The organism is Pseudomonas sp. A2, from assembly GCF_023100865.1.
Classification (GTDB): domain Bacteria; phylum Pseudomonadota; class Gammaproteobacteria; order Pseudomonadales; family Pseudomonadaceae; genus Aquipseudomonas; species Aquipseudomonas asiatica.
In genome coordinates, this window is record NZ_CP039127.1 from 784,246 (window position 1) to 797,510 (window position 13,265).

Genomic DNA, 13,265 nt, shown 5'->3' on the forward strand with positions numbered 1-13,265 from the left:
TGAAATCGAGGGCCGCTTTGCGGCCCATCGCGACACAAGGCCGCTCCTACAGGTACCGCGCCAGTCTTGAAGCTTGTGGGGTTGCCTGTGGGAGCGGGCATGCCCGCGAAAAGGCCCGCACAGCCACTTGGCTATCGGATCAATGCCGCGGCTCCAAATCCCCCGAGTACAGCTCATCCTCGGACTCTTCCGCCCCCGGAATCTTGTGCTCCTCCGCCGCCCAGGCCCCCAGGTCGATCAGCTTGCAACGGTCCGAACAGAATGGCCGGAACGGGCTTTTCTCGTTCCATTCCACAGGTGCGCCACAGGTCGGGCAATCGACGGTCAATGGCTGGCTCATGGCTGGCCTCCTCGTAAAGTCAGGTAAAAGTGGTGCAGGCGGTCAATCTGCTGATGCAGCGCGGCCAGGTCGCCGTCATTGACCACCACATCATCGGCATGGCGCAGGCGCTCCTCGCGGGCCAGCTGGGCCTTGAGAATGGCCTGCACCTGCTCGGCACTGGTGTTGTCACGCGCCAGGGTACGCGCCACCTGCAGCTCCTGCGGCGCATCGATCACCAGCACCCGTTGGGTTTTCTGGTGCTGGCCCGACTCGATCAGCAGCGGCGACACATACACCGCATACGGCGACTCCGCTTTGGCCAGGTAGCTGAAAATCTCCTGCCCGATCAGCGGGTGCAGCAATTGCTCCAGCCATTTGCGCTGCGCCGGGTCGGCGAATATCAGCTGGCGCAGTGCCGAACGATCGAGTTGGCCGTCCGCCTGCAGTACGCCGGCACCAAAGCGCTCGACGATGCTGGCCAGGGCCGGGCGGCCAGGCTCGACCACCCAGCGCGCCGCCTGGTCGGCATCGACCAGGTGCACGCCAAGCTCAACGAAACGCTCGGCAGCGGCGCTCTTGCCGCTACCAATGCCGCCGGTCAGGCCGAGAATCCAGGGGGTAAAGGCCGCAGTGGTCATCAGAATCCAAGCAGGTTTGTGTATGAAGCGTATATTTCATCACCCCAGAGCACGGCAATCCACCCCGCAATCGCCAGATAGGGGCCAAACGGGATCGCCGTGCCCATCGCATGGCGGCGCAAGCGCAACAGGCACAGCCCAGCCAGCGCCCCGACCACTGACGACAACAGCAAGGTCAATGGCAACACCTGCCAGCCACCCCAGGCCCCGATCAGCGCCATCAGCTTGAAGTCGCCATAGCCCATGCCTTCCTTGCCAGTGGCCAGCTTGAACACCCAGTACACCGTCCACAGGCTGAGGTATCCGGCCACCGCGCCCCACAACGCACTGGTCAGCGGGACGTAGAGGCCAAAGGCGTTGACGATCAGCCCCAGCCACAGCATCGGCAGCACCAGCGCATCCGGCAGCAACTGGTGCTCGGCATCGATCAGGCTCAGGGCCAGCAGGCACCAGGTCAGCGGCAGCGCCAGCAAGGCCTCGGGCGAAGCACCAAAGCGCCAGGCCACCACCAGCGACAGCAGCGCGCTGGCCACCTCCACCAACGGGTAGCGCGGGCTGATGCGGGTTTTGCAGGCTGAACAACGCCCGCGCAAGGCCAGGTAGCTGATGACCGGAATGTTCTCCCATGCGCGAATCCGATGCGCACAATGCGGGCAGCGCGAGGCGGGTAGCCACAGGTCGAAACGCTCGTGCGGCGTGATCGGCAATTCCAGCATTTCCTGCGCCTCACGCTGCCATTGCCGCTCCAGCATGATCGGCAGGCGATACACCAGCACGTTGAGAAAACTGCCCACCAGCAGGCCGAGCACCGTGGCCAGGGTGAGAAAGTACGCCGGCTGCTCAGCCAGCAAAGTCCATAAAGTCATGTTCAGATCAAGCTACCCAACTGGAAGATCGGCAGGTACATCGCCACCACCAGGCCGCCCACCAGCAGGCCCAGGACCAGCACGATGGCCGGCTCCAGCAGGCTGGTCAACTGGTCCAGCGCCTGGCTGACCTGTTCCTCGTAATGGCTGGCGGCCTTTTCCAGCATCTGGTCCAGCGTGCCGCTGGATTCCCCGATGGCCGTCAGTTGCACCAGCAGCGGCGGAAACAGCGGCTCAGCGGCCATCGCCTGGTGCAGCCCCTGCCCATTGGCCATACCCTGGCGCAGCCGCAACACCGCCTGCTCATGCAGGTCGCCGCCACTGACCCTGGCCACCGTGCCCAGCGCATCCAGCAACGGCACCCCGGCGGCGTAGGACGTTGCCAGGCTACGCGCAAACCGCGCCAGCGCCGCCTGCCCCAGCAGCGTGCCGAACACCGGCAAGCCCAGCACCCGACGAGATATCCACAGGCGCGCTGGCGCGTGCTGCCGGTAGAGCTGGCGCATGGCAAAACCCAGCACCACGCCCATCACCAGCAACAACGGCGCAAACCGGCTCAGCCCTGTGGACAAGTCGATCACCCATTGGGTAAATGCCGGCAACGCCACGCCCATGCCAGAGAACATGCCCTCGAATTTCGGAATCACCTCCAGCAACAGGATCGCCGACACCCCCAACCCCGTCAGCAACAGCAGCAACGGGTAGATCATCGCCTTGCGCACCTTCTTGTGCAGCACCCGACGCTGCTCCAGCATGCCTGCCAGCTGTTCCAGCTGCCGGTCGAGCGTGCCGGACTGCTCACCCACCCGCACCAGGTTGCAGTACAGCGCATCGAACCAGCCCGGGTGGCGCTGCAACGCATCTGCCAGCCCCAGGCCCGAGGCCACATCCTGTTTCAATCTATCCAGCAATGCCGCCTGCGCCGCATCACAGCCACTGCGCCCCATTACCTCGAACGCCTGCAGCAGCGGCACACCGGCCTTGAGCAAGGTCGCCAGCTGCCGGCTGAACCCCGCCGGGTCGGCCTTTGCCCGCCGTTTCGGCAAACTGAACGTTAGCCCACCGGCAGGCCGCAAACTGGCCACCTTGATGCCCTGGCGGATAAGCCCGGCACGCACATAAGCCGGGCTGCGCCCGAACGTTTGCCCACTGACCGGCGCGCCGTTGGCGTCGGTGCCGTGCCAGGTGTAGAGGAGTGTGGATTGGGTCATGCAAGGTCCTTTTTCTGCCCGTGCGACAAGCCTGGAAACAGCTTGCCGCGCCCATGCAAGGGCGTGCGTCCGAGATGCTCACTAGAGTAGTTCAGCGAAGACGACGCCCGAGCGGGCAGGGGTGACAAAAGGTGTCTGTTCAGGCCTACTGCGCCGCTGCCAGCCGGGGTCGAGCCTGACCTCAACGAGTACGCGTATCAAAAAGGAAAACGTTCATGAAAGGGCAACGCGGTATCACCCTGATCGAACTGATGATCGTCGTCGCGATCATCGGCATTCTGGCGACCATCGCCTTACCGATGTACACCAACCACCAGTCACGCTCCAAGGCCGCGGCCGGGTTGCTGGAGATCAGCGCGCTGAAGACCGCGATGGACCTGCGGTTGAATGACGGGAAGGATGTGCCGGATGTGGCCGCGCTGGGGGGCCAGCCGGCGACGGCGCACTGTGCGATCACGGCTAGCGGCAAGGCGGCGGATGGCACTGGGAGCATCGTTTGTACGCTGGTGGATGCGCCGGCCAATGCGCTGGGCAAGGCATTGACCCTGACGCGTTCGGCTAGCGGGTGGGCGTGTACGACCGACATCGAGGAAGACCTGGCGCCGACGGGGTGCAAGGCGCCTTGAGGGTGGGGCAATAAACTAGCGGAAACAGGGGTTTGCGTAACGGGTGCGAGCAGTGGTACGTTGCGCTACACGCCGGTGTAGCTCAGTCGGTAGAGCAGCGCACTCGTAACGCGAAGGTCGCAGGTTCGATTCCTGTCTCCGGCACCAGTCAATAGATTCATGCAGTGCCAAGCAGTCGCATGAAACCCCTCAGAAGCCCGCCTAGTGCGGGCTTTCTGTTTCATGCGGTGCCATCCGATCCCATCCCAGCGCTTGCTATCTGAGTACCCCTGCGAGTACCTTTGTGCTGTTCAATAATCTATAGGTACTCGCATGCCTTTGACAGTGCTGCAAGTGAATAACGCCGCACCCCGCGAAAAGGACTTTGGCCTTGCTGACGGAGGTGGCTTATTCCTCTGGATTCGAGCCGCCGGCGGCAAGTCTTGGCGCTTCCGTTTCAGGCTGGACGGTAAGCAATCACACATTTCTTTGGGCACTATCGACAACGTTACGTTGGCGCAGGCTCGCCAGCTTGCGTTTGATGCACGCCAGCTGGTTTCACAGGGACGGCATCCAGGCCTTGAGAGAAAGGTCGCTCGGGCTCAGGCGGCAATTTCTCGTGCCAATACCTTCAAAAGTCTCGCATTGGAGTGGCATCAGCATAAGTCTGCACGCTGGTCAGAAGGGTATGCGACTGACGTCATCGAGGCTTTTGAGCTGGACATCTTTCCGCAGGTTGGAAGCTTGCCTCTGTCTGAGATCAAGCCTATGCAGTGGTTACAGGTCTTCCGCCGCATAGAGTCGCGTGGGGCTTTGGAAAAGCTACGCAAGGTTCGACAGCGCTGCCAAGAGGTGTACCGCTTTGCGATTGCCACCGGCAGGGTCGAGTACAACCCCATTGCAGATATCGGAGGGGCACTTCAAACGCCTACCTCCCGGCACTACCCCTTCCTTCCTATCGCGGAAATCCCAGATCTGATTCGAGGCTTCCAGGCGTGCCCAGGGCATGACGTGGTGAAAATTGCTACCCGTTTGCTAATTCTCACGGGTGTACGGACTGCCGAGCTCAGAGGGGCGCCGTGGTCCGAGTTTGACCTCGACAATGGACTTTGGACGATTCCAGCCCAGCGGATGAAAATGCGCCGAGCCCATCTAGTCCCTTTGTCGACGCAAGCGGTGACTGCGTTGCGTGAACTAGAAGGCATCACAGGTGGTTATACGCTTGCGTTTCCTGGTCGTAATGACCCCGCGAAGCCGATGAGCGAGGCTGCGATAAATCAGTTGCTTAAACGCTCTGGTTACGACGGTAAGGCGACAGGTCATGGATTCCGCCACACGATGTCCACCACTCTGCATGAGCAGGGATATCGTAGTGAGTGGGTCGAGACCCAGCTGGCGCATGTGGATAAGAACAGCATTCGCGGTACCTATAATCACGCTCAATACCTTGAAGGGCGTCGTGAAATGCTTCAGTGGTATGCCAACCGTTTAGACGCTTTGTCGTGCGGTGCTGCCTAGATTTCAATTGAATAAATATGGAGTTCCCAGTGAGTGATGACGCTATGCGCCTGTCTGATCTGGCGCCGATGTACGCCCGATTCTACAAGGTTAGCCCTCAAGAAGCTGCATATGCATTGTATGAATTGATTGAAAGATTATATATTGAGTACGGTGTGAACCGATTTAGTCCGGACTCGGTTAATGATATTTTCTGGGTTGGGTCTGTTGGAGGCTATAAACGTTCGGCTAGAACTCATGTGATTTATTTTCAGGGGTTGAGCAGGTACTTTTACGATATTTTTTGCTCGTCACAACAAAGTGATAAAGATAACTTGGATTGTTATTGTGAGGATGCCCAGCAGTCAATAAGTGTCCCTGCTAGCGTAGTATATTTCTCAAAATCCGCCCTGTCTGAGTGGATTTTGAATGCAGGTTTCGAGTCTCCTGATTTTATGATAAGTGACAAATTGGCTGGGAAGGGAAATAAAGTCGGGGGCGGTGATGAGTTTAGCCGGCAGGAGTTAGGGAGCATCGTTAAGGTTATGAAGGGTTTGCTTGAGGTAATAAAGGCAGTTGACAAGGCTCATCGTGAACCACCTAAGGACTATCATGGTGAAAAGCGTGCTCAGAAGATTAAGAACTTGGCCAATCTGTTTAATAATCCGCCGCGTGATGGATTTGATGTTTGCTCTCACTTGATACTTCTTGCGCAGGAGGCGGAAGTTGATATGCTCTCATGTCATAAGACTTTTCGGAAGTACATGGGGATTGGGCCTAAAAACGGCAAAAAGGTGTGAGCTATCCGTAGAAAATCTTGGGGAACCCTCTGAGAGTTTGGGGTTCCCCATGACTCCTCTATCGCGGTGCCATTGAATTCATAGCCATCCAAACCGGCCCCAGGAGGTCCCATAGATGGCTAATCAGTCTGTATCACCTTTGTTGCTTCGTCTGCCGGGAGTCTGCGCCCTTGTAGGGCTGAGTAAGTCTCAGATCTACCGCTTGATTCGAGCTGGGGATTTTCCTCCCGGAATCTCTCTCGGAGCGAATTCTGTGGCATGGCCGGCGGAGCAGGTACAAGCTTGGGTAGCGGATAAAATCAGTTCGGCTGTTCGTTGACGATGGCTACAAATCCGCCATTTCCACCACGCGTCAATATCAAGATAGAGGAGCTTAGAAAGAGCTCTATTGCTAGGCGTAAGGAAAAAGAGAAAGATAAGCACGTTGAGGTCGAGGTTGAAGCCAAGCGTGAATCACTACCAAGCTGGTCCGACTCAGTTAGGCGTATACCTAATGTAGCTCTTAGATCGGCGTTGTTTGGAACCATGAGGAAGGGGGCGCATCCTTATGTTGAACAAATGGAGGTCAGCGCGCTAGGTGGTGTCAGTATCCTCTATACAGGCGCTCTCCTTGATCAAGGTGATTTGGACGTTTGGGCAGCAGTTCTACATTTGGCGCGAATGCAAGAGTTGGGAGAGGAGTGCAGAATTACTGCCTACCGCCTTTTGAAGGTTTTGGGGAAAACCGACACGGGTAAAAATCGTCGTGTCTTGGACCTGAGCATCAGCCGCTTGAAAGCCACGGCTTTGCAGGTAAAGGTTGGTCGGTACGCATATGAAGGCAGCTTGATTCATGAGGTTTATCGTGATCATCATGAGCGAAGTGAACGAATTTATGTCATACGATTGAATCCGAAGCTCGGGGCGTTTTTTCGTGAAGACCAATTCACCGATGTAGATTTGTCAATAAGGTATGCTCTGCGCGGTAAGCCGCTTGCAAAGTGGATACATGGATTCTATTCCAGTCACGCACGGCCATATGATCTTAAGATCGAAACTTTGCATAGGCTGTGCAGAAGTCAAGCAAGCTCCTTGATTGATTTTAAAAAGGACTTGCTGAAGTCTCTTGAAGCAGTAAAGCAAGCAAGTGCAAATGTTGGTAGACCGTTTAGCTATCTTGTTGACGCTCATTTGATCCAAGTTAAGACGACTCCTAGCGCCTCTCAAAAGCGGCACTTAGATAAGAAGCGTTGATAGCGTCTCAGTCCCGCTGGTACCGTTTCAGCATTCCTGCTCGTAACGTACCAGCCTTCAACTTATACCGTTCCAGCACCCCTGTCGATACCGCTCCAGTACTCCTACCGATGCCGTTCCAGCCCCCCTGTCGATACCGTTCCAGCACCCCTATCGATACCGTTCCAGACCCCTATCGATACCGTTCCAGCACCCCTGTCGATACCGTTCCAGCACTCCTACCGATGCCGTTCCCGCACCCCTGTCGATACCGTTCCAGCACTCCTACCGATGCCGTTCCCGCACCCCTGTCGATACCGTTCCAGCACCCCTGTCGATACCGTTCCAGCACTCCTACCGATGCCGTTCCCGCACCCCTGTCGATACCGTTCCAGCACTCCTACCGATGCCGTTCTAGCACCCCTGAATACCGTTCTAGCACCCTTAGAATGCCGTTCTGATACCCCCATCATTACCGTTCCAGCACCCCTTGGACGATTTGAAAAATCGCGCTCCAGCCCAGTAGGAATAGGGTGTCGGCCGTAGCACGGGAGGCTGCTAATCTCTTACTAATCAAATCTAATCGCTGCTTGCAGTTGGGTGCTAATAACTGACTATGAGAAGAGATTACGATCCCTCTGGAGGGCTTGTTTCACGACTGCTGCCGTCGCATCGTCGCCAGTAGCCCATGTCTCCATGAGCACGTTTAGGTAAGCGATGCGGTCGTGCATCAACTTGACCTGTCTCTGATCGTCAGAGGCGGCCTTGATCGCGGCGTCTCGTTCTTGGTCAGCGATACCGAGAATCTGCATGAGGCTAGCTACCTCATGTCGATGATGCGTTGCAGTTGCAGCTAAGCGCTCAAGGTGCAGTTGTTCGAGAGCTTCAATTTCTTCGCCTTGTTCTTTGTGCAGAGCTAGCTGTCGCTGAGTGCTGGCATCCAGCAACGTTTCAGTTTGCGCTATAGCTTTTTTGCTCTCGATGAGTAGGAGGAGGAGCACGACAATTAGAATGAGCGACGCACCTAAAACGAAGAGAAGGCAGCTGTGAATCAGGGTTGGATCGATAGTGGTGCTCAACGCAGATAGACCTCGGTAATCTCAGGGCGGAAATGGCCTAGTTCCTGTGAGACCACCTCCAAGGCTTGTTTCCGTGGGAGATGACGTTGTAGCGAAGCCATTCGCTCTTGAGCGTACGTGTGGCGTAATCCATGTGCGCCATTTGACCAGCCGAGAGCTTCCTTCGAGGCAGTGCTGACGCTTTTGCTCCAAGGCTGGCCGCCGCCAATTGCATAGAATTGCTGGTAGTTGATGCCGCGATCCGTTACGCCCCGTGGTGCCGCCAGCCGGGTCCTTTCTAATCGTTGAGCCAGTGGAATCGGGATACGCACCTCGCGAACTAGTCCACCTTTACCGTGAACGGTGTAGCTGATCGTAGTTTCCCGAATTCCTGCAAATTTCATCCCGTGCGTTGGACGTTCATCCGCTACACGGCGATGAGTTCTTTGGAGACTCAGCAATTCATGAGCACGGAGACCCGCTGCGTATGCAATCTCTGTCGCAAGCGAGTTGTGAGGAGCTTGCCGAGAGGCGATCAGCGTCATCTGCTCGCGGTTATATGCTCGTGTTTGGTTGGCCAAACGGCGACCCAAAGTCGGGTGCTGCTTCGTGCTGGTGCGAGCGGTCGCGCTGCTTTTAATTACTTCCAGAGACCGGCCTATCGGCAGTTGTAGGGTGACGTGTTGCATCATGGCCTGGAGAGCCTGACGCTCCATATCGAGTGTTTTCTGACCCACGGTCGTCGCCCTTTGCTGGAGGTAGCTAATCGCGCGATCAGGGGTCATTTCGCGGAGGCTGCCTAAGCGATGCTGCTGTAGGTAAGCGGTGATGCGTACCAACCGCTGCTCGTAGTTACGGACAGTGCCCACGGATCGAATTTGGGTGCCCTGGAGCTTTTTCATCACGGATGCAGCTTGCGTTGTAGGCTTGGCAAACTTAGCCACTCAGGCGATTCCGATGTAGCCATCGGTGCACTGTAGAGCGTTGAATCTTGATACCTCTTTCCGCTATCCAGCGTTGCAGTTCGGTGCCATTGCAGCCTGCTGAATCAAGCTGCAACAGCTCGTATTTATAGTTATCCAACAATGAGCGACGCTGGGCATAAGTTCGGGGTTTTCTCCGAATCCTTGATTCGGCCTTGAGGCGTGCAGTAATGCTCTGCGCATCGAATTCGCTCATGGGATTCTCTCTATCAGGTGTAAGAACTCCTGACCGTTGCCGGTTCAGCGACACACCATCCGGAGATGGTTCGTTGTGTGCCTGTTCGCCCCCCTTAGCATGAGATGCAGGCGGGGACTGTTCACGCCTACTCGGATTCTCCGAGTGAGTTCCTGAGTGTCCGCTCAGGTTCGGCTGCCATTGGGTCTGGCTGACCATGTTGGGTTGTCTTCACTCCTCAAGTGATTGGTCGTTGCCGGTTCAGCGACACACCATCCGGAGATGGTTCGTTGTGTGCCTGTTCGCCCCCCTTAGCATGAGATGCAGGCGGGGACTGTTCACGCCTACTCGGATTCTCCGAGTGAGTTCCTGAGTGTCCGCTCAGGTTCGGCTGCCATTGGGTCTGGCTGACCATGTTGGGTTGTCTTCACTCCTCAAGTGATTGGTCGTTGATGGTCCCGATACGTAGTCGGCGTTGGGCCGGGCACACACGCGATGACGCAGGTGTGGCCGATGGGCTAATGCCCGCGATGACGCAGGCTGAGCCCCCTGCCACTGTCGCAACCCACGAATCACACGGGTAACGACTGCCGGGCAGTGCGGTTTGGTTCCTGATCAGCTTACGAAAACGGGGGCGGGCAAACAACGCAACTGCGCTGCGTTGTATTTGTTGCGCGAAATCAAACCGGTCGATGGTGCCCGCTATGTAGCGCGACGTTTACGAGCGTTACATAGCGGGCACGGGGCGCGAGCAGAACCAGTAGCAGTAACTACATAGGGTTCGGTAGAACCGAAGCCAGTGGATTCATAGGATCGATACGTATCCTTTATCACTGGAGTGATGTGACGATGAAATTCGCGATTTTTTTGGACTGGGTTCAGGTGCGTATGCCATTCCTTACCAGGTGGGCGGGTCGGCTGGGATTGCTCCTAGGCCCCGTTCTTTGCGTTCTGCATCTGATCGCCGCATCAATTTTTCCACCATACGGGCAACTCGTACTCGCCCAATATGATGCGGTCCAGCTCACCGGAAGCCTCTTAGCCGCTCCGACTGCGCAGTATTTCATTCTGTTGGGCGTGGTCTTCGGTGTCCTGTGGGTATTCCTTTGGGCTGTCCGGTGTGCCTTGGCTCTGCGTAGTTGGATCATCTGTCGGCGGGCGGCATGATGAGCATTGGCACGGCTGAGGATTTCGCCGGATTCAATTGGGTATTCGGGATGTGGGAAAACGTTGCGTTGACGATCCTGACTGCCACCGAGCCGCTATTTGTTGCATTCAACGAAACCAGCAACGCGCTTATCGTTGCGGTTGGTTTTGGGTGGATGCTGCTTGTTGCATTGCGCGTGGGACAGGGCGCGGCGCGAACGTTGTTGTCCGGAATTATGATTTTCCTGGTTGTAGCGTACGGAATGAGACCGGTGACCGTAACCCTTCCAAGCGGAGCAACGGTCCGGTTGGTTGAGGCTCAGGCGGTGCCGCTCAGTTTCGTGATGACGATTCACAAAATCTACAGACAGGCTTTTGATCAGGTTCTTAGTGATCAAACAGTGGCAGGGACAATCGTCCCCGCGCAGTCCGCGATTGACAACATGGTAGGTCGATCAGCCGAAGTGTTTGCCGGCAGTGATTTGGCTCGGTTGATTAGAGATTACAACGCTAGTTGTGCCCCGGCGCCGGCGGAGCTTGCCGGTCCCGAGCACGCGGCCAAAGTCGAAGCTTTGCAGTCTATAGGGCTGCTCGGCGGTGGTGGCTTGGGGATACCGGATGAAGAAGTCGGCGTGATAGCACAAGCACGCACCGCTATTGGCGGCGCGTGGACATATGTGTTCGGTTCAGCCGAAGAAAATGGAGGTTGGGGAGCTTATCTGTTAGGCGGCGGGGCTGCCCGAGCTAGTCTGGGTCAGGTGCTTGACCAGAGAGCTATCCAGTCGCGTCGTGAGGCCGGTATTCGTGCTCTTGAATCTGCCGGGCCGTTCATGGGGGACCGCTATGCCCTGCCAACGCAAGCGCATTGGGCCGCCAAGCTTGCAGGGGAATCTCAAGCTACGCCGTCTTACTTGTCGATCAGCACAGTGCCAGGGCAGGAGTCGGCTATCGTCGGCGACGATCAAGGAATAATGTTTCGACCCACCAGTTGCATCGAGGCATACAAAATTGCCCAGATGGGCGCTGAGCAGGCGTATCAGGCGTTGCGCGAGTCGGGTGCGGTTATAGCAGGTGGGCAGAGAGTAAGCGCTGAGGTGGGGGCTGTCAGTACAGCGACAGCTTGGCAGCGATTCATGGCTGGTTCATTGCAGAAAACGGCGGGCCTCTCTCGTGGGGATAGTGAGGTTGCTGGAAGCTTCTTAGCCGCGGCTCAGATGTGGAAGAACTTTAGCGGGTGGCTTGATCTGCAAACGCTGTTACCTGGTTATGTGATCATGTCAGCCTGGTTGTTTTGGATTGTGTTACTCCTCGCGCCGTTCTTCTTGATGCTCGCGCCTCTCAGGGGCGGTAGGATGTTGACCAATTGGCTGTCGCTGCTGATGCTGCCGGTCATCTCCGTCATGACCGCACAGATGATCACTGTTGCGGTGTCCCAGACGGTGGCTGCTGTTGCGGTTGCCCAAGCGGGGGCTGCTAGTGGGTGGTCAGGCGTCGGAGCGGACTATGACGGTCTTCGTGGGTTGATGTCAGCTATTGCAGCTGTATCACTGGGCATTTCCACCTGGATCACTTCGAGTATGCTAGGTGTATCGTTGGGGGGGTTGGCTGGTAGCCTGTCCGGCGCTGTGGCAACTGCCAGCGATGTAGGACGCCTAGGTATGAAAGCGGTTGGGTTTGCCATGATGGGCTCCCGAATTGCTAGCATAGCGGGAGCGGCCTCGACTGGGCGCAGGCGTGGCTCTAAAACTCAGTCGGGCAACGAAACCCCTCCATCCATGCCACCGTCAGCCAATCCGGTTGGGCCTAGCTCGATTCCCACATTTCGGCCCGGTAGCCCTGGTGTGAGATCGCTAAACCCACCGAAAGCCGGACGTTAGAGTTCGGGCAAGGGGGGCGGCGCTGACCGCCCTGGTACAGGTGATGACGTCGCTTTTTGCGGGGCTCATCTGTACAAGCCCTCCATTTCCGAAAGAAACCAACAGATGCATTCGCGGCGCCCTAACAACTCAATTGGGGGCACCGCTTTTGCGTTGCCGAAGCAGTTGGCCGCACAAGCTCGCAACTGCCGTTCCAGTGACTCACCTTTAAGGCTCCTCTGAGATGAGTCACTGGTTCTTCGCCCTGCCATTGGCATGGCGTCGCCAGACCCAATCAAGCCTGCGCCACACCAGTGACTACCCAGCGAAAATCTCCGAAAAACCACTGAGAATCATCGGCGCACCCTCTCGTGCTTTGGGGGACTGTTGATACACCCCGGCTTACCTATGAGATCCGCCACGAACTCCTCGATTCCCACTTGGGGTAGTGAGCATTTTTTTCCGTGGCCCGATGACACCATGCCAAGTGGTGTTTTGCTTCCCCCTCTACTGGGAGAGGAGATGAGCATGAAGACTCTTTTGATCACGGTTGTATGCGCTGGGGGAGGGTATTTGCTGGGAACGAATCGCTTAGTACCTCCATGGCTGGTAATCGGATTGGCAATTTTGGGCGTGGGGTTATGGGTCATTGCCGAGTGGATTGAGCTCCGGGAAGGGAATGACGAGGGCAAACCATGATGTATGCCGATATGAAGGATCTTGCCGTTCTATCTGCAATGTTTCCTTCCTGGAGTTGGAGGCTGGCGGTGAGACGACGGGTATTTGTGGCATCGGAAGGGCCAGTCATCCGACTCTACTGGATGCCAGCCTTGTTGAGCCTTGACGAGTTTCGTGCCCAGCTTTTTGTGAAGGAGCTCAACGCCTTAGGCGCGTCT

Annotated in this window: 13 protein-coding genes and 1 tRNA gene; 7 read left to right on the plus strand and 7 right to left on the minus strand. The window is 57.0% G+C overall.

Annotated elements, in window-relative coordinates:
* Positions 1–139 precede the first annotated feature (139 nt).
* From yacG to E5221_RS03720, 4 genes are read right to left on the minus strand one after another with little or no spacing between them, the layout of a single operon-like run.
* Entirely contained in the window at positions 140–340 is a 201-nt protein-coding gene (gene yacG, locus E5221_RS03705; protein WP_003260624.1) for a DNA gyrase inhibitor YacG, read from the minus strand.
* Positions 337–960: a dephospho-CoA kinase gene (gene coaE / locus E5221_RS03710; protein WP_013970769.1), complete on the minus strand. Its 624-nt coding sequence runs from the start codon at positions 958–960 to the stop codon at positions 337–339. Before coaE ends, yacG begins: the two co-directional genes overlap by 4 nt.
* Entirely contained in the window at positions 960–1,826 is an 867-nt protein-coding gene (locus E5221_RS03715; protein ID WP_232880148.1) for an A24 family peptidase, read from the minus strand. The genes coaE and E5221_RS03715 overlap by 1 nt, the downstream gene beginning before the upstream one ends.
* 2 nt (positions 1,827–1,828) lie before the next feature.
* A complete protein-coding gene (locus E5221_RS03720) occupies positions 1,829–3,037 on the minus strand; it encodes a type II secretion system F family protein (protein WP_247846870.1) in 1,209 nt (402 codons plus the stop codon).
* 215 nt (positions 3,038–3,252) lie between these two features.
* Here E5221_RS03720 and E5221_RS03725 point away from each other — a divergent pair, with 215 nt between their 5' ends.
* The 6 genes from E5221_RS03725 (at position 3,253) to trfA (ending at position 7,172) form a co-directional block, all read left to right on the plus strand.
* Entirely contained in the window at positions 3,253–3,663 is a 411-nt protein-coding gene (locus tag E5221_RS03725; protein WP_123085805.1) for a pilin, read from the plus strand.
* Positions 3,664–3,734: 71 nt separating this feature from the next.
* Positions 3,735–3,810: transfer RNA gene (locus tag E5221_RS03730), tRNA-Thr, on the plus strand.
* Positions 3,811–3,975: 165 nt separating this feature from the next.
* On the plus strand, positions 3,976–5,160 hold the full coding sequence (locus E5221_RS03735) for a tyrosine-type recombinase/integrase (protein ID WP_247846871.1): 1,185 nt from the start codon (positions 3,976–3,978) through the stop codon (positions 5,158–5,160).
* A gap of 29 nt (positions 5,161–5,189) precedes the next feature.
* Positions 5,190–5,939 (plus strand): hypothetical protein, encoded by a 750-nt coding sequence (locus tag E5221_RS03740; protein WP_157765891.1) that lies wholly within the window; start codon positions 5,190–5,192, stop codon positions 5,937–5,939.
* Between the two features lie 115 nt (positions 5,940–6,054).
* Positions 6,055–6,258, plus strand: a complete 204-nt coding sequence (locus tag E5221_RS03745) for an AlpA family transcriptional regulator (RefSeq protein WP_099593719.1) — start codon at positions 6,055–6,057, stop codon at positions 6,256–6,258.
* Between the two features lie 2 nt (positions 6,259–6,260).
* A complete protein-coding gene (gene trfA, locus E5221_RS03750) occupies positions 6,261–7,172 on the plus strand; it encodes a plasmid replication initiator TrfA (protein ID WP_099593717.1) in 912 nt (303 codons plus the stop codon).
* Between the two features lie 593 nt (positions 7,173–7,765).
* Here the strand turns inward: trfA and E5221_RS03755 are convergent.
* The 3 genes from E5221_RS03755 to E5221_RS03765 are packed head-to-tail and all read right to left on the minus strand — an operon-like array spanning position 7,766 to position 9,388.
* Entirely contained in the window at positions 7,766–8,230 is a 465-nt protein-coding gene (locus E5221_RS03755; RefSeq protein ID WP_247846872.1) for a hypothetical protein, read from the minus strand.
* Entirely contained in the window at positions 8,227–9,153 is a 927-nt protein-coding gene (locus tag E5221_RS03760) for a site-specific integrase (RefSeq protein ID WP_247846873.1), read from the minus strand. Before E5221_RS03760 ends, E5221_RS03755 begins: the two co-directional genes overlap by 4 nt.
* Complete coding sequence (locus E5221_RS03765; RefSeq protein ID WP_099593658.1) at positions 9,146–9,388, minus strand: hypothetical protein; 243 nt, start codon at positions 9,386–9,388, stop codon at positions 9,146–9,148. The genes E5221_RS03760 and E5221_RS03765 overlap by 8 nt, the downstream gene beginning before the upstream one ends.
* A gap of 1,142 nt (positions 9,389–10,530) precedes the next feature.
* On the opposite strand from E5221_RS03765, the gene E5221_RS03770 reads away from it, so the two are divergent.
* Positions 10,531–12,390, plus strand: coding sequence for a hypothetical protein (locus E5221_RS03770; protein ID WP_247846874.1), 1,860 nt, complete (start codon positions 10,531–10,533; stop codon positions 12,388–12,390).
* Positions 12,391–13,265 lie beyond the last annotated feature (875 nt).